Below are 19544 nucleotides of genomic sequence, written 5' to 3' on the forward strand. Positions count from 1 at the left end.
GGTTATTCAGCTGCGGTTGCGGGGCGCCGGGGCCGCAGCCGCACTTGGCCGAGCCAGAGGCTGAACAAGGCGAGAGTGGCGCCCAGCATCTGGTTGGGCGTCAGGGTTTCCCCCAGCAGCAGCCAGCCCAGGATCACGGCGGACAGCGGGCTGAGGACGCCGAGCAGCGAGATTTGCGACGGGTCGATCCGGGCGAGGCCGCGGAACCACAGGATATAGGTCAGCGCGCCGCCGATGAGGCTCATGTAGGCAAGGCCCAGGATATTTGCGGCAGTGAAGACCGGCATCTCTGGCACCGCGCAGAACGCAACCGGCACCAGCAGCAGCCCGCCGGCGGTCAGTTGCCAGGCGGTGAAGGTGAGGGGCGGTACCGGCGGCTGCCACTTGCGGGTCAGAACAACGCCAGCGGCCATCGACAGGGCGCCGCCAAGGCCCGCCAGAACACCCAGCGTGTCCAGTTTGGCGGCGGGGGTCAGCACCAGAAGGGCAACACCTGCCATGCTCAGAAGCGCGGCGGCAACGGCAGCGGCGCGGATCTGCGTCTGCAGCAGCAGAGCGGACAGGAACACCACGATCAGCGGCTGCACTGCGCCAAGCGTTGCGGCAACCCCGCCCGGCAGGCGGTAGGCGGACAGGAACAGCAGAACCCAGAACAGCGAGAAGTTCAGCGCGCCGAGAACCATCAGCCGCGGCAGCCAGCTGAGCGGCGGCAGCTGGCGCACCAGCAGCAGCAGCAACAGCCCGGCAGGCAGCGCCCTGAGCAGGGCCACCACCAGCGGTGAGTGGCCGGGCAGGAAAGTCGTCGTAACGATGTAGCTGCTGCCCCAGATGGCAGGGGCCAGCGCGGTCAGCAGAAGGGTCCGGATCGGCATGTGTTTCTCCTTGTCTTGATGTCGAGATAATGAATTTTATCTTGACGTCAAGATGTAAAACTCTAAACCGGCGGCATGGATCATGTGGATTTTATCACCCAGCAATGGGGGCAGGAGCGGCCGGACCTGGATGTAACGGCCATGGGTATCATTGGCCGGGTCGCGCGGCTGTATCTGGCGTATCAGCGCGAGATGCATAAGACCTTCGCGGAGTTCGGGCTGAATGCGGCCAAATTCGATGTGCTGGCCACGCTGCGCCGGTCCGGGGCGCCTTACACGCTGTCGCCGGGCGATCTGCTGAAGGCGACAATGGTGGCGTCCGGCACGATGACCAACCGCATCGATAGGCTGGAGGCGGACGGCCTGGTCAAGCGTGAGGTAAACCCGGAGGACAGCCGCAGTTTTCTGGTCGGGCTGACAGAAGAGGGATTTGCCCTGACCGACCGGGCCGTTTCAGCGCATGTCGAGACCCAGACGCGGCTGCTGGGCGGAATGAACGGCCAGGAACTCGAGGCCTTTAAGGCGCTTCTGAGCAAGGCGCAGCTGTCGGCTGACAGCTAAGGCTGGAATCGGAAAATCCCTGGCCTGCTGCAAGCACGCTGCGCGGGGCGGCAAAGCCGCGCCGCGCCCAACGGCCGGAAATGCACCGCGAGGTGCAGGTCCGGCGGGCGGGAATGCCCGGCTGGGTTAGACCAGGCCGGCTTCTTCCAGCAGGTGCCGGACGTTGGTTTCAGGACGCGGGCCGATATGCCGGATGACTTCGCCGGCACAGATGCAGCCCATGCGGGCGCACACTTCCATGCTGCGGCCTGTCGCCATGCCAAACAGGAAACCGGCAGCGAACTGGTCGCCGGCCCCGGTTGCATCGACCGGCACGATGGTCTCGACCGGCACGTCGATGCGCACCCCGTCGTTCAGCACGGTCACGCCGTCGCCTGAGCGGGTGCAGACCACCAGCGGGCAGATTGCGGCGGTTTTGGCCATCGCCGCTTCCAGATCATCGGTTTCAAACAGGGCGCAGATTTCGTCCTGGTTGCCGATCACGAAATCCAGCTCATTGCTGATCAGGTTCAGGAAACCGGCCCGGTGGCGCTCAACGCAGAACGGGTCGGAGATTGAAATGCCTGCCTTGCCGCCACCTTCGCGGCAGTTGCGGGCAGCCTCCAGAAATGCAGTCTTGCCTTTGTCCTTGTCGAACAAATAGCCCTCAAGGAACATGATCTGCGCATTTCCAGCCACATCTTGGGGCACGTCCGCGGAACCCAATTCGGACGAAATGCCAAGATAAGTGTTCATTGAACGCTCACCGTCCGGCGAGACAAAGATCATCGACCGCGAGGTCGGCAGCTCGCCATCCGCAGCCGGCGGGTTCGCGAAGCTGACGCCCTCATTGTTCATCGCATCGGCGTAGAACTTCCCAAGCGAGTCGTCACGGACCCGGCCGATGAAGGCGGCCTCCAGCCCCAATGCACCGGCACCGGCGATGGTGTTGGCGACTGAGCCGCCTGGCGTCATGACCCGGTTTCCCATTGCTGCATACAGATCCTCGCACCGGTCGCGTTCAATGAGCTGCATGATGCCTTTTTCGATGCCTTGCTCGGCCAGGAAACTGTCGTCGCACTGGGCGATCACATCGACAACGGCATTGCCGATTCCGACGAGCTGGTAGGATTTGGTCATGGGCTGCCCTCCTCGGGGAGTGTTGCGCCGGATGCGGTTCCGGCGGATGTATCTTGAGAATTGGAACAATGGGGTTCCGCCGGGTTGCAGATCGGGCGGAAATACCCTGGAAACATGAGCCTGCTGCTCACAGGTTTTTGTCCTCATACATGCAGAGGTCGCGGATGATGCAGCTGCCGCACATAGGTTTGCGCGCCTTGCAGTGATAGCGCCCGTGCAGGATCAGCCAGTGATGGGCGTGCTGCTGGAAATCCGCAGGAATGTTGTCCTCAATCGCGCGCTCCACTGCATCCACATCCTTGCCCGGCGCGATTCCGGACCGGTTGCCAACGCGGAAGATGTGGGTGTCCACCGCCTGGGCGGGCTGTTTCCACCACATGTTCAGGACCACATTGGCGGTCTTGCGGCCCACGCCCGGCAGGGATTGCAAGGCGGCGCGGGAGTTCGGAACATTGCCGCCGTAATCCTCTACCAGGATCTTCGACAGCTTGATCACGTTTTTGGCCTTGTTGCGGAACAGGCCGATCGTCTTGATATGCTCAATCAGGCGTTCCTCGCCCAGGTCCAACATCTTTTGCGGGGTGTCGGCGATCTTGAAAAGCTCGCGTGTCGCCTTGTTCACACCGGCGTCGGTTGCCTGCGCCGACAGCGCCACGGCGACCACTAGTGTGTAGGCGTTGACATGTTCCAGCTCACCCTTGGGTTCGGGCTCAGCTGCCTGGAACCGCGTGAAGATCTCGCGGAGCGTATGATAATCGAGTTGCTTTGCCATCGCGCGCCATATGTACAGAGCAATCCTTAAAGCGCAATTGAAATTGGGGCGGGAGGTTGCGCTTCATCGGATAAAGCGGGGCGGTGAGCAATAGCGCAAGTTCCGGGTCGCGTGCCTGGGGCGGGCGTATTACCTTGGGTGCAAGTCAGAATAGGTTGGGCCGATGAAAATCGAAGCGCGGGAAAATTCGTACCACTACGGCGTCATGCGCCGGGCGATCGAGGTGATCGACGATGGTGGCGAGGATTTGACGCTGGAGCAGCTGGCGGCGCGCATGGACATGAGCCCAGGGCATTTTCAGCGGCTGTTTTCAGCTTGGGTCGGGGTGTCTCCAAAACGCTACCAGCAGTATCTGAGGCTGGGTCATGCCAAGGCGTTGCTGCGCGACCGGTTCACCACGCTGGAGGCCTCGCATGCGGTGGGGCTGTCCGGGTCGGGCCGCCTGCACGATCTTTTTCTTAGATGGGAAGCGATGAGCCCGGGGGAATATGCGCGCAAGGGGCACGGCCTGCGGATCTTCTGGGGCTGGTTCGACAGCCCCTTTGGGCTGGCATTGGTGATGGGTACGGAAAAAGGCATCTGCGGGCTGGCCTTTGCAGCGGAAACCGGCGCAGAGCCTGCCATGGCCGACATGCGCGCCCGCTGGCCGCAAGCAGAGTTCATTGAGGATCCCATGGCCCTGCGGCCGCTGGCAGAGGCGGCCTTCGCCCAGAAGGGCGAAACCGCGTTGCACATGATAGGCGCACCGCTGCAGATCAAGGTGTGGGAGGCGTTGCTGCGCATCCCCTCTGGCCATGTGACCACTTATTCGGAGCTGGCCCAGGTGATCGGCGCACCAAAAGCCGTGCGGGCGGTGGGCACCGCGGTTGGGCGCAACCCGGTCAGCTGGCTGATCCCCTGCCATCGCGCCCTGCGCAAGTCAGGCGCCCTGGGCGGTTACCACTGGGGGCTGCCGGTCAAACGCGCGATGCTTGCTTTCGAGGCCGCGCGGGAGGATGAGGGGAGGGCCGCAGAGCTACGGGCCGCCGGCTAAACAAGCGTTGAACCAGGCCGGGACGGGCAGGGCGGGCTGATTTGCGCACCTCGTGCCGCTTTCGCGCTTCCTCGCGCTCTATTTCATGCGGGAGCAGGGGGCGGCGCTGGCTTTCCCAGCGGTCGAGGCCCAAAGTGATCAAAATGATCCAGTCGTAACTCAGCATAGGTTTCTCCTTTTCCTGAAAACAGAAAAATCAGATCCCTGCTGACAACCTGTTGTCAGCGGCATCTGCTATTGTGGCAGCAGATTGTCACTGGAGCCCCGCCCATGCCCCGTACCGGACGCCTGTTCGAAATCATCCAGATCCTTCGTTCTGCCCCGGCCCCTGTGCGGGCGGAAGACCTCGCGGAGAAGCTCGAGGTCTCAAAACGCACGATCTACCGGGACATCGCCGCCCTGCAGGCAATGCGCACGCCGGTGGAGGGGGAGGCGGGTATCGGTTACATGCTGCGTAAGGGCTATGACCTGCCGCCGCTTAATTTCGACGAGGAAGAGCTGGAGGCGCTGCACGTGGGGCTGGCAATGCTAATGCGTACCGGTGATGGCGCCATGCAGCAGGCCGCCGCCCGGGTCAGCCGCAAGATCTGTGATGTGCATGCCTCAGCGGAATGGCTGCAGGTGGCGCCCTGGGGGGCGCCGCTGGATGATCCGGAACAGGGCTGCGTGTCCAAGGCGCTGCTGCGCCAGGCTGTGCGGGAATGCCGCAAACTGCAGCTGACCTATCTGAGTCCCGAGAACGGAGAAAGCTGCCGGACCCTGCGGCCGCTGGCGCTGATTTACCACATAGAATGCACGATGCTGGCTGCCTGGTGCGAATTGCGCGGCGGTTTCCGGCATTTCCGCACCGACCGGATGCTGGCGGCGGAGATCCGGGAGGACTGTTTCGCTGCCGAGGCAAGGACGCTCCGCAGGCTTTGGATGGAGCAGGAAGGCTGGAATTTCGCTTTTTCCCCCTGAAATTGCGGATTTGTGCAAATTTTGCGCGGTATTCCGCCGAACCGGGAACCCCTTGCCTTGAGAACGCGGCGCAGCATCACGATATTCGTGCCGACTGCCGGGCGCCGTCCGGACCATAGAAAGCAGAAGGCAATTTGAAAATGCAGATGAAACTCACCACGGCTGGTATTGTCGCCGCAGCACTGGGCCTGAGCGCCTGTACCGACCCCGCAACCATCGGCACCCAGGGCAGCAACACCCAAAAGGGCGCGGTTCTGGGCGGTATCATCGGCGCAGGCGTTGGTGCGATTGCCAATGACTCCGACCGTGGCCTGGGGGCCGCCACCGGTGCGCTGGTCGGTGCCGCTGCAGGCGGCGTGATCGGCAACCAGCTGGACGCGCAGGAGCGCGAGTTGCGCCAGAACCTTTCGAACGACGATATCACCATCGTCAACACCGGCGACCGGCTGATCCTGTCCTTCCCGAACGACCTGACCTTTGCCACCGACAGTGCAGCTGTCTCGCCGGCGGTGCAGGGCGATTTGCGCCGTGTGGCAAACAGCCTGGTGCGCTACCCCAACAGCACCATCCAGGTGATCGGCCACACCGACAGCGATGGCGATGCGGGCTACAACCAGGGCCTGTCCGAGCGCCGCGCCAATGCAGTGGCCAGCGAAATTGGATCCGGCGGTGTGCCGTACCACCGCATGCGCATCATCGGCCGCGGCGAGGAGCAGCCGGTGGCCTCGAACCTGACGCCGGAGGGCAAGGCCCGCAACCGCCGCGTCGAGGTGGTGGTGATCCCGCAGGCCGCCTGATCCTAATAAGACGGCAGTATTTGCAGCCCGTCCCGCAAGGGGGCGGGCTGTTTTCGTTCCGGTGCAGCAGTTTTACGCAACGCTGCACATTGCTTGCGCGGGCATGTCTGTTTCATGCTGGGGGCGGCCTCTTACATGATGGGGCAACACAGACGCGAACAGAAGGAACCTTCCATGGCTGACCCCATCCTGCTGACGATTTCCGGCTCGCTGCGCCGTGAGGCCACCAATCGCAAGCTGCTGGCCGAGGCCGCACGGGTGTTTGGCCCGGCCGCTGTCGTCGAAGCCGATCTGAACCTGCCGCTGTATGATGGCGATGCGGAAGCGGCAGAGGGGATCCCGCCTGCCGCGCAAGTGCTGGCGGATCAGATCGCGGCTGCGGATGCGGTGGCGATCTCCACCCCGGAATACAACAAGGGGCCGTCAGGCGTTCTGAAGAATGCGCTCGACTGGGTCAGCCGCACCGAAGGCAGCCCTTGGGCGGACAAACCGGTGGCGGTGATGTCGGCGGCTGCAGGCCGGGCAGGGGGCGAACGCGCGCAGATGATCCTGCGCGGCTTCCTGGTGCCCTTCCAGCCGCGGCTGATTACCGGCCCGGAGGTGCATCTGGCCGGTTCCAGCAAGGAATTCGACGAGGGCGGACGGCTGACGAGCGAACAGTATGAGGCCACGCTGACCAAACTGATGCAGAAACTGCGGGAAGACATCGGCCGCTGAACTTGCCACTGAGCAGGGCGCAGTTAAGGTGGCCGCATGGATAGCGACGCAACCTCCGCCCCTGCGCAGCGAGTAAAGGATCAGATGGACCCGGCCCGCGCCGCCGCTTTTCAGGCTGCGCTGGGCCTGACGCCGCAGATTACGGCAGGCAGTCCCCTGCCGCCGTTCTTTCACCAGCTTTACTTTTGGACGCCGCTGCCGCCGGGAGAATTGGGCCGCGACGGTCACCCCAAAGTCGGCGGAGCCGGGCTGATCCCGGACATGGGCCTGCCTCGGCGGATGTGGGCTGGCGGGCGGTTGCAGCTCCACACGCCTTTACGGGCTGGTGTCACGGCAGAAAAAACCTCAGTGCTGGAAAGGGCGGAGCGGAAAACCGGCAGAACCGGGCCCTTAGGACTGGTGGCATTGCGCCATGAGATCCGCCAGGAAGGCGCGCTGTGCCTGACCGAATGGCATGATCTGGTCTATCGAGAGGACCCTGATCCGGCAGCGCCGAAACCTGTGCCGCCGAAGGCGCGGTCCGACGAGACGGACGCGCGGGAGGCGTCGTTCAGCCCGACCCTGCTGTTCCGATACTCAGCGCTGACCTTCAACGGGCACCGGATCCACTATGATCTGGACTACGCCCGCGATGTGGAGGGGTACGACGGACTGGTTGTGCACGGACCGCTGCTGGCGCAGCATCTGATGCTGCTGGCGGAGGAATTGATGGGGCCGCTAGCGGAGTTTTCGTTCCGGGCGTCCTCGCCGCTGATGCATTTCGAAGATGCCGCCTTGTGCCGCAACGGCCGGGACCTTTGGGTGCGCGGGCCGGACGGGCGGCAGTGCATGAGCGCGGCGGCAGTCCCCAGGCGGTGAACCGGAACCCTTCTGTACCCCAAGCTGCTTTGAGGCGGGCATATGGGTGGCTTTCGTGTGGCGCCGCTGAGAAGGGCAAATAAGAAACTCTTTGACGGGCAAGGCGGCAAGTTCAGAGGTTGTCCTCCACCCGGAACCCCTGGGGGATGCTATCCTTGTCTTCCAGCAGCAGGTCCGCCATCACATGGGCTGCCTTGGGGGCCATGCCGAAGCCGATCTTGAAACCGCCATTGGCGATGTAATGGCTATCGCGGCCCGGCCAGGCACCAAGCACCGGGGCACGGGACTTGGCCCGGGGGCGCACGCCTGCCCAGCGTTCGATCACCTCGGCCCCGTGCAGCACCGGCACCGCCGCGCGGGCGCGCTCGATCACGTCGTCAAGCTGGCCATCGGTGGCTCTGCCGTCGCCGAATTCCCGCTCGCTGGTGGAGCCGATGGCCAGGGTGCCGTCCGCGTGCGGGATGATGTGCAGGCCATCGGCGTAAAGCTGCGGCACTTCGCCTTCGTGAAAGCGCAAGAGCGCCGCCTGGCCCTTAACGCCGCCGCCGATGGTCTTGCCGAAGGCTTCGTTCAGCTCCAAGAGACCCGCGTAGCCCTTGGCATGCACCACCTTGCCCTGATCGGCGGCGTCTTGCTGCACCTCTACGCCCATAACCGCCAAGGCGGACACCAGCGCGGCGCAGGCGCGGCGGGGATGCATGCGGGCGCTAAGGGTGTCGTGAATGACATAGCCGGTGGCGCTCGGCGGCACCCAGGGACCGAGGCTGTCTGCCTGGCAGACGGTCCACTCAGCCTCATTCTTCCACAGCTCTTGGGCGGAGATTTCGCGGCTGCGGGCGAGCGCCAGGGAGCGTTCATCGCCGATGGGCTGCAGGCGTCCGGTGCGGCCGTAGCCGGGGGACACACCGCCGGTGGCTTCAACCTCTTCCCAGAAGCCTTCTGCCATCAGCAGGCTTTCAAGCTGGAACTGTTTCTTGGGATTCCAGTTCTCCGGCACATGCGGGGCCAGGGCGCCGACCAGCCCGCCGCTGGAGCCTGCACCTGCGCCGAACGGGTCCACCACCTGAACATGCGCGCCGCGGCGGGCGCAGAGCCAGGCGATCGACAGGCCGAAAATACCCGCCCCGCGCACCGTTACATCTGCCATTGCCATTTCGGTATCCTTTCGCCAGTGTCGCGCCGTTCCAGACACTCACTTAGGGGATTATAGCATGGCAGACCAGCAGGCCCGCCTCAGCTGGCGCGATGGCACTGTACCGGTGTCGGATCAGTTCGATGATCCCTATTTCTCGATCCAGGACGGCCTGGCGGAGACGGAGCATGTGTTTCTGGCCGGAAACAGCCTGCCGGAGCGGTTTGCTCCGGGTTTTCATATTGCCGAGCTGGGCTTTGGCACCGGTCTCAATATGCTGGCGGTCTGGCGTGCCTGGGAACAGGCGGGGCAGCAGGGGCCGTTATGCTTCACCAGTTTCGAAGCCTTCCCGATGGTGCCCGCCGATATGGCCAAGGCGCTGGAAGCTTTCCCGGCCGTTGCCCCTTGGGCGGAGCGGTTCCTTGCCAAGTGGCAAGGCACAGGAGCCTGTGATCTGGGAAGCATGCAGCTGGAGGTGATCCAGGGCGACGCGCGGGTGTCGCTTCGGGAGTGGACAGGGCAGGCAGATGCCTGGTTTCTGGACGGGTTCTCTCCGGCCAAGAACCCCGAACTGTGGGAGGAGGCGCTGATGGCACAGGTGGCGGCGCATACCGCGCCTGGCGGCTCGGCAGCGACCTACACAGCGGCTGGCTTTGTCCGCCGCGGGCTGGAGGCGGCAGGATTTGAAGTGACCCGCATCCCTGGCTACGGGCGCAAGCGGCATATGACAAGGGCGGTACTGCGATGAGCACGGTTCCCCAACCCAAAAGCGTGCCCCAGCCCCGGGTGCAGCAGAACAACGTGCCGCTGGGCATCCTGCTTATGATCGGGGCAACCATTGTCTTTGCCCTGCAGGACGGTATCTCGCGCCATCTGGCGGGAACCTACAACACTTACATGGTTGTGATGGTACGCTACTGGTTTTTTGCCGCCTTTGTCGTGTTCCTGGCCGCGCGTGCACCCGGCGGCATCCGTGCCGCTGCAAAAACGGATCAGCTGTGGCTGCAAGTCTTCCGCGGCGTGCTTCTGGCCGCTGAAGTATGTGTTGCAGTCTATGGGTTTACCGTGCTGGGTCTGATCGAGAGTCAGGCAGTGTTTATCTGCTACCCGCTGCTGGTCGCGGCGCTGAGCGGTCCGGTGCTGGGTGAAAGCGTCGGCTGGCGGCGCTGGGCGGCAATTGGCGTCGGACTGATCGGCGTCCTGATCATCCTGCAGCCGGGCATGGGCGTATTCGATCCGGCTGCAGTGATCCCTTTTATCTCTGCTTTGATGTTTGCGGTATACGGGCTGGTGACCCGCTATGCGGCGCGCAAGGACAGCACCGCCACCAGCTTCTTCTGGACCGGAGTTTCCGGCATGGTTTTTATGACTTCGGTCGGCATCTGGCACTGGGAACCGATGAGCCAAGGCGACTGGATGTGGATGGCCCTATTGTGTGTGACTGGGGTGACCGGACACTGGCTGCTGATAAAATGCTACGAGATGGCCGAAGCCAGCGCAGTGCAGCCTTTCGCCTATTTCCACCTGATTTGGGCGGCGATGCTGGGTATGGCGCTATTCGGTGAAGTGATCCGCACCAATGTGGCAATCGGCGCGGGCATCATCATCGCCGCTGGCCTGTTCACCCTATGGCGCGAACGCGTGAAGGGTTGAGCCCTTCAGTTCCTTGGAAAACGGCACCGGCAGCGGTGCCTTACCCAGCCGCGCCCGGTAGACCGGCAAGCTTTCGGTGACCCGCATCACGTAGTTGCGGGTCTCATTAAAGGGGATGTGCTCAATCCAGTCGACAATGTCCGGGTCGCCGTTCCGCGGGTCGCCATACCGCTCCATCCAGGCAACAGGGCGGTGCGGGCCGGCATTGTAGCCGGCAGCCATCATCACCACGTTGCCGCGGAACTTGCCCGCCAGGCCAGCAAGGTAATTGGCTCCCAGCTTGGCGTTGTAGTCCCATTCTGCTGTCAGGCGGGAGGTTTTGTGGCTGGCGAGAATGCCCAGTTCCGTTGCCACCAGTTTGGCAGTTGCCGGCATCACTTGCATCAGCCCGCGTGCACCGGCGTGGCTAATGACTGCGGGGTCGAATTCGCTTTCCCGCCGGGCAATGGCCAGGGTCATTTCTTCGGCCATCGGCAGCCGCCGCTTGGCAACGGGATGCAGCGGATAATAGGCGCCCTCCAGCTCCACCCCGCCGCGGGCTGCGCGTTTGGAAATCATCACAGCCAGATGCGGCTGGTCCATGTCCACTGCCATCTGCCCGAGCTGGCGCGCTTGGACCGGCGGCAGGGTCTCCACCAGATGAGTAAGAAAGCGCTCTGCCAGCGCCACATCGCCGGCTTTCAACAGCATCAGCCCGGCTTCAGTCACTGAGGATTGCATGAAAGCCGCCTCGCGCCAGTCCGGCATGGGGGCAGGTTTCACCAGTGCCGGATCAAAAGGGCGTCCCAGTTTTTCAGCAGCCAGCAGCCCGTAGAAAGACGTCTGGTATTCCGCGCCCTTAGCATAGGCCTCGTGCGCCTTGTCGGCTTCGCCCATTGCGGCAAAGGCCCGGCCCAGCCAGTAACCGCCGCGGCCAATAGAAATCGGGGTCTCGACGGAGGAAAGAAACCGTTGAAAATGCACCGCAGCAAGTTCGGGGTCACGCAGCTTTTGCAACGCGATGTAGCCAGCCAGCCATTCACAGTCGGAATAGCCGTAACCGTCCTCTGGCGTGGAGAAGTGATAGGCGGCAAGCTGGTAGGCGCGTTCGTGATCGCCATCGCGCATCAGCTGCCGGGACAGATCGCGGCGGCGGCGCAGCCATTTTCCCGGCTCACCCAGCTTGTCAGCGCTGGTGCTGCGGTCCATCATCATGTTGATGGCGCTGTCCTGCAGCCGCTTGCGGTCGCGCCAGGCAAAGCGATCATAGGCGAGGCCGGCAGACCCTTGCAGGCTGGCAGGCACGGCCTCGATTTTTGCGTCCACGCCGGCGGCACGATCCTGCAAGGCAATCCGGGCTTCGGCCAGTTTGCGTTTCTCCTCCGGCACCAGCGGCAGCATGCGCTTGGAGCTGACCAGATGATTCTCCCACAGGAGCCGGTCCAGCCGTGCGGTGTGATGCGGCTTCAGCAGCTTGCCGAAGTCCCGCAGATAGAGTTTCTGGATGGCGCTGCCCATTGCCATGGTGCGCCAGGCCAGCACGATCTCTGCCTCGCCGTCACCGCGGCGCCCGGCAGCTATCAGAGCCTTGCCCAGGCTTAATGCGCCTTCTGCGGTTTGCGGGCGATCACTTGCATAAAAGGCCAAAATCGTCTCGCGGCCAGTGGCCGCAATGGCGTCCTCGTTCTGGCGGCGCAGGTAATCCAGTCCGGGCCAGTCCGCGCGACGTTCCAAAAACGCCATTACATCTCCAGCAGAGCCCAGCCCGGCGCGCAACCGGTGCCATTCGATGATATCGTGAGCCACGCTTTGCTGCTTGCCCGCTTCGCGTACGGCCCGGTCCCATTTCTCGGCTCGCATCAGATCGAGTGCCCTGCTCAGGTCGCGGGCGTGAGCAGGCGCTTCGGGCAGAGCCGCCGCAATCAGCAGAATAAGGGCCAGGATGCGTGTCATCTCTTGCATTTTCCAACGGTCCGGGGATAGAGGCTTGAACGTTACTCATTGGCGTGCCGGTATCAACTCAAATCACTGGCATTCCGGATCTTGACTGCGGCGGATTTCCGCCTGCACCTGCAGCAAAGGGAGCGTGCCCATGTTCAACGGCTCTATGCCAGCACTCGTTACCCCGTTCACGAACGGCGAGCTGGATTTGGATGCGCTCAAACGCCTGGTAGAGTGGCAAATTGCCGAAGGTTCGGCCGGCCTGGTGCCTGTTGGAACAACCGGTGAAAGCCCGACCCTGACTCACGAGGAGCATGAGCTCGTCATCGCAGAGACAGTCAAGGCTGCAGCGGGGCGCGTACCGGTGATTGCGGGGGCTGGTTCCAACAACACCATCGAGATGATTCGGTTTGTCGAGTTTGCCGCGAATGCCGGGGCCGATGCGGCGCTGGTTGTGACCCCGTATTACAACAAGCCGACCCAGCGCGGCATGGTGCAGCATTTCCAGGCCGCCCATGACTGCGCCGAGATCCCGATCATCATCTACAACATCCCTGGCCGCTCGGTCGTCGACATGACGCCCGCGACCATGGGGGAGCTGGCCAAACTGCCGCGTATCATCGGGGTGAAGGACGCCACGGGCGATCTGGCCCGGGTCAGTCAGCAGCGCGCTGCCTGCGGCAAAGATTTCGTGCAGCTGTCCGGAGAGGACGCAACCGCGCTGGGCTTCAATGCCCACGGCGGCGTTGGCTGTATTTCGGTGACCGCGAACGTTGCGCCGAAACTCTGCGCAGAGTTCCAGGCTGCCACCCTGGCAGGCGATTATGCCAAGGCGCTGGAATATCAGGACAAGCTGATGCCCTTGCATGAGGCGATTTTCATCGAGCCCGGCCTCGCAGGCGCAAAATACGGCCTGTCGAAACTCGGCATGTGCAGCGAGGAGGTCCGCTCGCCGCTGACCACGCTGGAAGACAGCACCAAGGCGGCCATTGATGCTGCAATGGTTCACGCGGGTCTTATGTAACCCTCCGCTTGCAGTTTGAACCGGCAAGGGCGGTCTCCACCGGAGCACCGCCCTGTTGCTTCTTTCCGGTTTGAAAGTACCCGGGAGGCATCGTCCCTAAGGTGCAGGAGGGGCTGGCCGCTTCAATCCAGAAGGCCGGCCAGATGCCGTGTCTTGTCCGGATTGCGGGTTACGTAGATCTTTGAAACCCTGCTGTGCTCGATCTCCAACGACGTCGCCTGCAGGATGCCATCGTCAGCCAGGTTCAAAACTGCCGGCAGGCCGTTCAGCTGGCAAAAACGCCAGCGGACCGGAGCTGATTTTCCAAACTTGCGTGCAATGCCTTCCAGCAGCCGCAGCACCTTGTCCCGCCCGTAGATCGGGTTAAGGGCTGCCATTGCCTTGCCGCCGCCGTCCGAAATCAGCTGCACGTCCTGCGCCAGAAGCTGCGTTAGCGCTGCGGTGTCGCCAGTCCTTGATGCGCGGAAGAAGGCTTCGGTCAAATCCCGCCCCTGATCCGGGTTGGCCGGAGCCTGTGGCCGCAGTTTTTGGACCTTGCGCCTGGCGCGTGCGGCCAATTGGCGGCAGGCCTCGGGGGATCGGCTCAGTGCGATGGAGATGTCGCCGTAAGAGCCGTCGAAGATGTCATGCAGCAGAAAGGCGGCGCGCTCCAGCGGCGACAGGTTTTCCAGAGCCAGCAGCAGGGCTACTGAGACGTCGTGGTCCAGCTGTTCGGTGGCGTCCTCGGTCGGCAGGGGCTCCGGCAGCCATTCGCCCGGGTAGGTTTCACGCCGGACGCGGGCGGATTTCAGCTGGTCCAGACATAGCCGGGTGGTCACCCGCATCAGGTAACCCGCAGGGTCTTGAACATCCGCCTGAGGCGCAGCCTGCCAGCGCAGGAATGCATCTTGCAGAATGTCTTCGGCGTCGCTGACCGTGCCTAGCATACGGTAGGCGGCCGCAAACAATCGCGGCCGCGCTGTCAGGAACGCATTGGTTCCGTCGTTTTTTATCTGGGCTGTCACGCGGCGTTGGCCTCCTGCGCGGCAGGATGCGGGGTGCGGAAACCGATTGCAATACGGTTCCAGGCGTTGATGGCACTGATCAGAAGCGTCAGCACCACCTGCTCACGCGGGGAGAACAGCTGGCTGACTGCCTCGTAATCCGCATCCGGCGCGCCGGTTGTTTCCACGCGCGTCAGCGCCTCGCACCAGGCCAACGCAGCCCGCTCGCGCTTCGAGTACAAAGAGGATTCGCGCCAGGCGTTCAGCAGCTGCAACCGGTCCTCGCTTTCGCCATGGGCGCGCAGGTCGTGGCTGTGCATGTGAATGCAATAGGCACAGCCGTTGATCTGCGAGGCCCGCAGTTTTACCAGTTCCACCAGATTGTGCTCCAGGGTGCTGTCCTTGAACAGGTTTTCCTGCTCCAGCATCGGCTGAAACAGCTCAGGGGCGATGGTGAAATAGTCGAGGCGTAGTGTCATGGTTCTGTTCCTTTCTGGTGGTCTCAGGAACAGGACGAGGCAGCCAGGCCATTTGTGACATCGCCGGCGGAAATTGCTGCAAGAAAAATCAGGGCGCCGCAATAGGCGCCCTGTACACTGTCAGCGTTTGCCGTAGTAGAGGCCGACTACATGTTCGGCTTGGGCAAAGAACAGCCAGCGCGAAGTGGCAACGCCTGCCAGGTGCGACAGAACCGCGAGGGCGGCAAACACATGTTTGATCACCACGCCCTGAACCGGGGTCAGAATCAGCAGCAGCGGCAAAGCAAAGCCGAGAACAAATGCGATCATCCGCAGCTTCTGCGCGTGCCTGCGGCCTACCACATGCACGAATTCGCGCAGCAGGTAGTTGGAGCCGGTGTGGGGCGGTTCAAAGGCACGGACCGCGCCGCGGTCGCCAAGGCCGGTGGCGGTGCCCAGACTGGTGCCGGAGTTTTCCAGCGCCTTGTCGCCTTTGGCCCAATAGGCCAGCTGCACCGCACCGGCGATGGCCAGCAGCCAGGGAGCCAGCGACTCGGCACCGGCCAGCAGCGCTCCGCCTGCAAGGCTGAAGGAGAGGAACAATGCAGGCGTCAGCTCCATGTTCCAGCGTGGGATGGTCTTGAGCTGGGTATAAATCATCGAGGTGGTGAAGACGGTGGCGAGGCTGAGTGCCGCTCCGATCCAGCCCAGCAGGGTCCAATGACTGTCCATGAACACCGCGCCAAGCGCGTAGAGGCCCATCACGATCAGCGCTCCAACCGCGCAGACGCCCTCGCGGCTGAGCCAGCTGGTTTTCCACTGGGTCAAGGCGCGCCAAGCGCGCTCTGGGCGGCCCAGGTGAAAGGTGGAGGCCAATAGGCCGCCGCAGGCCAGCCCAAAGGCGATGGCGTAGAACACGAAGGCGACTGTCCCTGTCACCGCGGGTTGGCCGAGGCCGAGGAAGAACAACAGGCCAAAGCCCAAACCCGAGAGGGTGGTGAAGACGATGACGGATGGTGCGGGATGCATCAGTTCGCCCCCCCTGAAGAGTTGCCGGGAAGTTTGTCGAGCGCCTTGTCCAACCAGCCCATGAAGCCCTGCGGCTCTTCGGCGACGGGTGCCAGCAGCGGGGCGAGGATGTCAATTTCCTCTTCGATAGTGTCCTTGGGACGGGGCGGCAGGTATTTGTTTACCGGTTTGGTGCCCATTTCCGGCATCAGATCCATGCCGCCGCGCTCTGCCACCAGTTTGGAAACATCGCTGTCCGGGTCGCCCAGATCGCCAAAGTGCCGCGCACCGGCCGGGCAGGTCCGCACGCAGGACGGGATGCGATCCACTTCCGGCAGGTTTTCATTATAGATCCGGTCAACGCAGAGGGTGCATTTCTTCATCACGCCTTCGGCCAGGTCCAGTTCCCGCGCGCCGTAGGGGCAGGACCAGGCGCAGAGGCCACAGCCGATGCAGTGGTCCTCGTTCACCAGCACGATGCCGTCCTCGGTACGCTTGTAGCTGGCGCCGGTGGGGCAGACTGTGACGCAAGGCGCGTCCTCGCAGTGCAAGCAAGACTTGGGGAAATGGACCAGCTGCGCGTGGCCGTCCGCGGGCTGCACCTCATAGGAGTGCACCCGGTTCAGGAAGGTGCCCGATGGATCACCGCCATAGGGGTTCTGGTCCGACAGCGGCGCGCCGTAGTTTTCCGTGTTCCAGCCTTTGCAGGATATCACGCAGGCATGGCAGCCGACGCAGGTGTCCAGGTCGATGACCAAGCCCATCTTGCGCTCTGTGGAGTTGGGGAGCTCGGTCATTTGCCTACTTTCCACTTCAGTTCTTTCGGGCCGGTGCCAACCGGAGATTCCTGCGCCGGAAAGGCCGGCTGGCTTTCTTGCAGATCCGCGGGGACTGCGGCCTTTTCGATTTTTACTTTCAGGTCGAACCAGGCTGCCTGACCGGTGATCGGGTCCGAGTTGGCCCACCGCATGCCATCGCCCTTCGCAGGCAGCAGCTCGTGGATCAGGTGGTTGAGCAGGAAGCCCTTGGTGGCCTCCGGCGCATCTTCTTCCAGCGCCCAGGCGCCCTTGCGCTTGCCGATGGCATTCCAGGTCCAGACGGTGTTGTCATTGAGCGCCGCCATCTCCATCACCGGCACGGTGATCTCGCCGTGCGGCGAGGTGACTTTGGCCCAGTCACCGTCCTGCAGCCCGTGCTCGCGCATCAGCTTGGTTGGGACATACAGCGGGTTGCGGCCGTGCAGCTGTCGCAGCCAGGCGTTCTGCGTGCCCCAGGAATGGTACATTGCCATCGGGCGCTGGGTCAGCGCGTTAACGGTAAAACCCTCGTTCCCCTGCTGGTCGGTTTCGTACCAGATCGGCAGCGGGTCCATCACATCCTTCACCCGCTGGCGCAGGTGTTCGGGCGGCTGGCGCTCGCCATGGCCTTCGGCAGCCAGTTGGAATTTGCGCATCGGCTCGACATAAAGCTGGAACAGATAGGGCTGCGGGCTGTCATAGATGCCCATGCCGACTGCCCAGTCCTGATAGGCCGCATTCCAGGGTTTGTAATAGTCTGCGCCGTCCGGGATGTGGGCGACGTAGAAGCCTCCGTTCTCGATATATTTATCCAGCTGCTCGGGGTTCACCTCGCCCCTTCCTTCCTTGTCGCCGTTTTCACCGCGGAAGCCCGCTAGCGGACCGATGCCCGGCTTGCGCTCGTGATTGACGATGTAGTCGGCGTAGTCCTTCCACTTGGGTGTGCGGTCTTCATTGGTGAAATTCGGCAGCTTCATTCGGTTGGCCAGCTGGATCAGCACCGTCTGGAAGCCGCGCACGTTGCGGTCCGGCTCGATCACCGGCCAGCGGATCGCATCGGCGGCCGCATCCGCCTCGCAGATCGGGCGGTCCAGGAGCGAGATGCAGTCGTGGCGCTCCAGGTAAGTTGTGTCGGGCAGGATCAGGTCGGCAAAGGCCACCATCTCAGAGGAATAGGCATCCGAGTAGATGATATGCGGGATCTTGTAGTCGCCGCTTTCATCCTTGCCGGTCAGCATCTCCATCACACCCTTGGTGTTCATGGAGGAGTTCCACGACATGTTGGCCATGTACATGAACAGCGTGTCGATCTTGTAGGGATCCCCGGCATAGGCGTTGGAGATCACCATATGCATGAGACCATGCGCCGACATCGGGTTTTCCCAGGTGAAGGCCTTGTCGATCCGTGCCGGGCTGCCGTCTTCCTTCAAGGCTAGATGCTCCGGGCCGCGGACAAAGCCCAGATGCGGGCCGTCCAGCGGGGTGTCGGGTGTGGATTTGCAGTGCGGCGTCGGATGCGCCTCAACCGGCTTGGGGTAGGGCGGTTTGAAGCGGAAGCCGCCGGGAACCTCGACGGTGCCCAAAAGGATCTGCAGCACGTGCAGTGCGCGGCAGGTCTGGAAGCCGTTTGCATGCGCTGATACCCCGCGCATCGAGTGCATCGAGACTGGGCGGCCGGTCATTTTGGTGTGCTTCTCGCCGCGGAAGTCGGTCCACTCGACGTCCAGCTCAAACGCCTCGTCAAAGGCGACACGTGCGAGTTCCCCTGCGATTGCCCGGATGCGTTTGGCCGGAATACCGCATTTTTCTGCAATGGCTTCGGGGGCGTATTCACCGGCCAGATAGCGTTCGGCCATCTGGTGGAAGACCGGGCGGTGGGTGACACCGTCTTTCTCGTACACCGCCGACAGGTCAGGCCGCACGCCGGGCTGGTCGAAGGGGGTCAGCTTGCCGGTGGTGCGGTCGATCACCAGCATCTTGCCGTCATCATCTCGCAGGAACAGGCCTTTTTCCGGCCCTTCGCTGGCGTTCACCAGCACCGGCGCGTTGGTGTAGCGGCTGAGATAGTCGAGGTCGATCTTGCCCGCCTTCATCAGCACATGGACCAGAGAAAGGATGAACAGCCCGTCGGTGCCGGGGGTGATGCCGACCCAGTCGTCCGCCACAGCGTTATAGCCTGAGCGGATCGGGTTGACGCCGATCACCCGGGCGCCGCGCTTCTTGATTTTGCCGATGCCCATCTTGATGGGGTTTGAATCGTGGTCCTCTGCCACGCCGAACAGCATGAACAGCTTGGTGTGGTCCCAGTCTGGCTGGCCGAACTCCCAAAAAGCGCCGCCCATGGTGTAGATGCCCGCGGTCGCCATGTTGACCGAGCAGAAACCGCCGTGTGCCGCATAGTTCGGAGTGCCAAAGCTTTGCGCCCAGAAGCTGGTGAAGCTTTGGCTTTGGTCGCGGCCGGTGAAGAAGGCCAGCTGTTCCGGCGCTTCGTGCCGGACCGGCTCCAGCCAGCCCACCGCAATCGCCAATGCCTCGTCCCAGGAGATTTCCTTGAACTGGCCGGAACCGCGCGGGCCGGTGCGGATCATCGGCGCCTTCAGCCGCGAAGGTGCGTTCACCTGCATGATGCCCGCCGAGCCCTTGGCGCAAAGCACGCCCTTGTTCACGGGGTGGTCGCGGTTGCCCTCGATATAGGCAACCTTGCCGTCCTTCATGTGCACGTTGATGCCGCAGCGGCAGGCGCACATGTAGCAGGTGGTCTTGCGGATCTCGTCCGAAACCTTGGGCGAGGTGTTCAGGATTGGCTGCTGATGGGTCATGGGCACCTCTGGTTCGGGCCGGGCGGAAGTTTTACTCCGCAGTTTCTGTTTTGGAACTTTT

Annotated in this window: 19 protein-coding genes; 9 read left to right on the forward strand and 10 right to left on the reverse strand. The window is 63.1% G+C overall.

Annotation, left to right across the window (positions count from 1 at the left end):
• Positions 1-2 precede the first annotated feature (2 nt).
• Complete coding sequence (locus AC5STB_RS10930) at positions 3-872, reverse strand: EamA family transporter (protein WP_495442859.1); 870 nt, start codon at positions 870-872, stop codon at positions 3-5.
• A gap of 75 nt (positions 873-947) precedes the next feature.
• Between AC5STB_RS10930 and AC5STB_RS10935 the strand changes: the two genes are divergently transcribed.
• A complete protein-coding gene (locus AC5STB_RS10935; RefSeq protein WP_495442860.1) occupies positions 948-1433 on the forward strand; it encodes a MarR family winged helix-turn-helix transcriptional regulator in 486 nt (161 codons plus the stop codon).
• Between the two features lie 126 nt (positions 1434-1559).
• On the opposite strand, the gene AC5STB_RS10940 is transcribed toward AC5STB_RS10935, so the two are convergent.
• Together AC5STB_RS10940 and nth are read right to left on the reverse strand one after the other, a co-directional pair.
• On the reverse strand, positions 1560-2552 hold the full coding sequence (locus AC5STB_RS10940; protein WP_495442861.1) for an adenosine kinase: 993 nt from the start codon (positions 2550-2552) through the stop codon (positions 1560-1562).
• 127 nt (positions 2553-2679) lie between these two features.
• The gene (nth, locus tag AC5STB_RS10945) at positions 2680-3324 is read right to left on the reverse strand and encodes an endonuclease III (RefSeq protein WP_495442862.1); all 645 of its coding nucleotides are present in this window, start codon (positions 3322-3324) and stop codon (positions 2680-2682) included.
• Between the two features lie 163 nt (positions 3325-3487).
• Here nth and AC5STB_RS10950 point away from each other — a divergent pair, with 163 nt between their 5' ends.
• The 5 genes from AC5STB_RS10950 (at position 3488) to AC5STB_RS10970 (ending at position 7689) form a co-directional block, all read left to right on the forward strand.
• Positions 3488-4357, forward strand: coding sequence for a methylated-DNA--[protein]-cysteine S-methyltransferase (locus AC5STB_RS10950; protein ID WP_495442863.1), 870 nt, complete (start codon positions 3488-3490; stop codon positions 4355-4357).
• A 270-nt stretch (positions 4358-4627) separates the two neighbouring features.
• The gene (locus tag AC5STB_RS10955; RefSeq protein ID WP_495442864.1) at positions 4628-5317 is read left to right on the forward strand and encodes a helix-turn-helix transcriptional regulator; all 690 of its coding nucleotides are present in this window, start codon (positions 4628-4630) and stop codon (positions 5315-5317) included.
• Positions 5318-5457: 140 nt separating this feature from the next.
• Positions 5458-6114, forward strand: a complete 657-nt coding sequence (locus AC5STB_RS10960) for a YiaD family glycine zipper/OmpA-like lipoprotein (protein ID WP_495442865.1) — start codon at positions 5458-5460, stop codon at positions 6112-6114.
• Between the two features lie 174 nt (positions 6115-6288).
• Positions 6289-6831 (forward strand): NADPH-dependent FMN reductase, encoded by a 543-nt coding sequence (locus AC5STB_RS10965; RefSeq protein ID WP_495442866.1) that lies wholly within the window; start codon positions 6289-6291, stop codon positions 6829-6831.
• Between the two features lie 36 nt (positions 6832-6867).
• Positions 6868-7689 carry an HTD2 family dehydratase gene (locus AC5STB_RS10970; RefSeq protein WP_495442867.1) on the forward strand — a complete coding sequence of 274 codons (822 nt, stop codon included), beginning with the start codon at positions 6868-6870 and terminating at the stop codon, positions 7687-7689.
• A gap of 112 nt (positions 7690-7801) precedes the next feature.
• Here the strand turns inward: AC5STB_RS10970 and AC5STB_RS10975 are convergent, their stop codons facing one another.
• Positions 7802-8842 carry an NAD(P)/FAD-dependent oxidoreductase gene (locus AC5STB_RS10975; protein WP_495442868.1) on the reverse strand — a complete coding sequence of 347 codons (1041 nt, stop codon included), beginning with the start codon at positions 8840-8842 and terminating at the stop codon, positions 7802-7804.
• A gap of 58 nt (positions 8843-8900) precedes the next feature.
• Between AC5STB_RS10975 and mnmC2 the strand changes: the two genes are divergently transcribed.
• Together mnmC2 and AC5STB_RS10985 are read left to right on the forward strand one after the other, a co-directional pair.
• The gene (gene mnmC2 / locus AC5STB_RS10980) at positions 8901-9569 is read left to right on the forward strand and encodes a tRNA (5-methylaminomethyl-2-thiouridine)(34)-methyltransferase MnmC2 (RefSeq protein WP_495442869.1); all 669 of its coding nucleotides are present in this window, start codon (positions 8901-8903) and stop codon (positions 9567-9569) included.
• Entirely contained in the window at positions 9566-10474 is a 909-nt protein-coding gene (locus AC5STB_RS10985; RefSeq protein WP_495442870.1) for a DMT family transporter, read from the forward strand. Before mnmC2 ends, AC5STB_RS10985 begins: the two co-directional genes overlap by 4 nt.
• On the opposite strand, the gene AC5STB_RS10990 is transcribed toward AC5STB_RS10985, so the two are convergent.
• On the reverse strand, positions 10448-12406 hold the full coding sequence (locus AC5STB_RS10990; RefSeq protein ID WP_495442871.1) for a lytic transglycosylase domain-containing protein: 1959 nt from the start codon (positions 12404-12406) through the stop codon (positions 10448-10450). The genes AC5STB_RS10985 and AC5STB_RS10990 overlap by 27 nt on opposite strands.
• A gap of 139 nt (positions 12407-12545) precedes the next feature.
• Here AC5STB_RS10990 and dapA point away from each other — a divergent pair, with 139 nt between their 5' ends.
• Positions 12546-13418, forward strand: a complete 873-nt coding sequence (gene dapA / locus AC5STB_RS10995; protein ID WP_495442872.1) for a 4-hydroxy-tetrahydrodipicolinate synthase — start codon at positions 12546-12548, stop codon at positions 13416-13418.
• 122 nt (positions 13419-13540) lie between these two features.
• Here the strand turns inward: dapA and AC5STB_RS11000 are convergent, their stop codons facing one another.
• From AC5STB_RS11000 to AC5STB_RS11020, 5 genes are all read right to left on the reverse strand, one after another.
• Positions 13541-14422 carry a sigma-70 family RNA polymerase sigma factor gene (locus tag AC5STB_RS11000; protein WP_495442873.1) on the reverse strand — a complete coding sequence of 294 codons (882 nt, stop codon included), beginning with the start codon at positions 14420-14422 and terminating at the stop codon, positions 13541-13543.
• Positions 14419-14880, reverse strand: a complete 462-nt coding sequence (locus AC5STB_RS11005) for a carboxymuconolactone decarboxylase family protein (protein ID WP_495442874.1) — start codon at positions 14878-14880, stop codon at positions 14419-14421. The genes AC5STB_RS11000 and AC5STB_RS11005 overlap by 4 nt, the downstream gene beginning before the upstream one ends.
• Positions 14881-15000: 120 nt before the next feature.
• The gene (locus AC5STB_RS11010; RefSeq protein ID WP_495442875.1) at positions 15001-15888 is read right to left on the reverse strand and encodes a dimethyl sulfoxide reductase anchor subunit family protein; all 888 of its coding nucleotides are present in this window, start codon (positions 15886-15888) and stop codon (positions 15001-15003) included.
• Entirely contained in the window at positions 15888-16664 is a 777-nt protein-coding gene (locus AC5STB_RS11015; protein ID WP_495442876.1) for a 4Fe-4S dicluster domain-containing protein, read from the reverse strand. Before AC5STB_RS11015 ends, AC5STB_RS11010 begins: the two co-directional genes overlap by 1 nt.
• Positions 16661-19483, reverse strand: coding sequence for a molybdopterin oxidoreductase family protein (locus AC5STB_RS11020; protein WP_495442877.1), 2823 nt, complete (start codon positions 19481-19483; stop codon positions 16661-16663). Before AC5STB_RS11020 ends, AC5STB_RS11015 begins: the two co-directional genes overlap by 4 nt.
• Positions 19484-19544: the final 61 nt, after the last annotated feature.

This window comes from Leisingera sp. CC-HEC093, assembly GCF_059429195.1.

What these genes read in the sequence shown, in the direction of transcription:
- AC5STB_RS10930 (WP_495442859.1), bottom strand. Translation starts at nt 872, where the DNA reads ATGCCGATCCGGACCCTTCTGCTGACCGCGCTGGCCCCTGCCATCTGG.
- AC5STB_RS10935 (WP_495442860.1), top strand. Translation starts at nt 948, where the DNA reads ATGGATCATGTGGATTTTATCACCCAGCAATGGGGGCAGGAGCGGCCG.
- AC5STB_RS10940 (WP_495442861.1), bottom strand. Translation starts at nt 2,552, where the DNA reads ATGACCAAATCCTACCAGCTCGTCGGAATCGGCAATGCCGTTGTCGAT.
- nth (WP_495442862.1), bottom strand. Translation starts at nt 3,324, where the DNA reads ATGGCAAAGCAACTCGATTATCATACGCTCCGCGAGATCTTCACGCGG.
- AC5STB_RS10950 (WP_495442863.1), top strand. Translation starts at nt 3,488, where the DNA reads ATGAAAATCGAAGCGCGGGAAAATTCGTACCACTACGGCGTCATGCGC.
- AC5STB_RS10955 (WP_495442864.1), top strand. Translation starts at nt 4,628, where the DNA reads ATGCCCCGTACCGGACGCCTGTTCGAAATCATCCAGATCCTTCGTTCT.
- AC5STB_RS10960 (WP_495442865.1), top strand. Translation starts at nt 5,458, where the DNA reads ATGCAGATGAAACTCACCACGGCTGGTATTGTCGCCGCAGCACTGGGC.
- AC5STB_RS10965 (WP_495442866.1), top strand. Translation starts at nt 6,289, where the DNA reads ATGGCTGACCCCATCCTGCTGACGATTTCCGGCTCGCTGCGCCGTGAG.
- AC5STB_RS10970 (WP_495442867.1), top strand. Translation starts at nt 6,868, where the DNA reads ATGGATAGCGACGCAACCTCCGCCCCTGCGCAGCGAGTAAAGGATCAG.
- AC5STB_RS10975 (WP_495442868.1), bottom strand. Translation starts at nt 8,842, where the DNA reads ATGGCAATGGCAGATGTAACGGTGCGCGGGGCGGGTATTTTCGGCCTG.
- mnmC2 (WP_495442869.1), top strand. Translation starts at nt 8,901, where the DNA reads ATGGCAGACCAGCAGGCCCGCCTCAGCTGGCGCGATGGCACTGTACCG.
- AC5STB_RS10985 (WP_495442870.1), top strand. Translation starts at nt 9,566, where the DNA reads ATGAGCACGGTTCCCCAACCCAAAAGCGTGCCCCAGCCCCGGGTGCAG.
- AC5STB_RS10990 (WP_495442871.1), bottom strand. Translation starts at nt 12,406, where the DNA reads ATGACACGCATCCTGGCCCTTATTCTGCTGATTGCGGCGGCTCTGCCC.
- dapA (WP_495442872.1), top strand. Translation starts at nt 12,546, where the DNA reads ATGTTCAACGGCTCTATGCCAGCACTCGTTACCCCGTTCACGAACGGC.
- AC5STB_RS11005 (WP_495442874.1), bottom strand. Translation starts at nt 14,880, where the DNA reads ATGACACTACGCCTCGACTATTTCACCATCGCCCCTGAGCTGTTTCAG.
- AC5STB_RS11010 (WP_495442875.1), bottom strand. Translation starts at nt 15,888, where the DNA reads ATGCATCCCGCACCATCCGTCATCGTCTTCACCACCCTCTCGGGTTTG.
- AC5STB_RS11015 (WP_495442876.1), bottom strand. Translation starts at nt 16,664, where the DNA reads ATGACCGAGCTCCCCAACTCCACAGAGCGCAAGATGGGCTTGGTCATC.
- AC5STB_RS11020 (WP_495442877.1), bottom strand. Translation starts at nt 19,483, where the DNA reads ATGACCCATCAGCAGCCAATCCTGAACACCTCGCCCAAGGTTTCGGAC.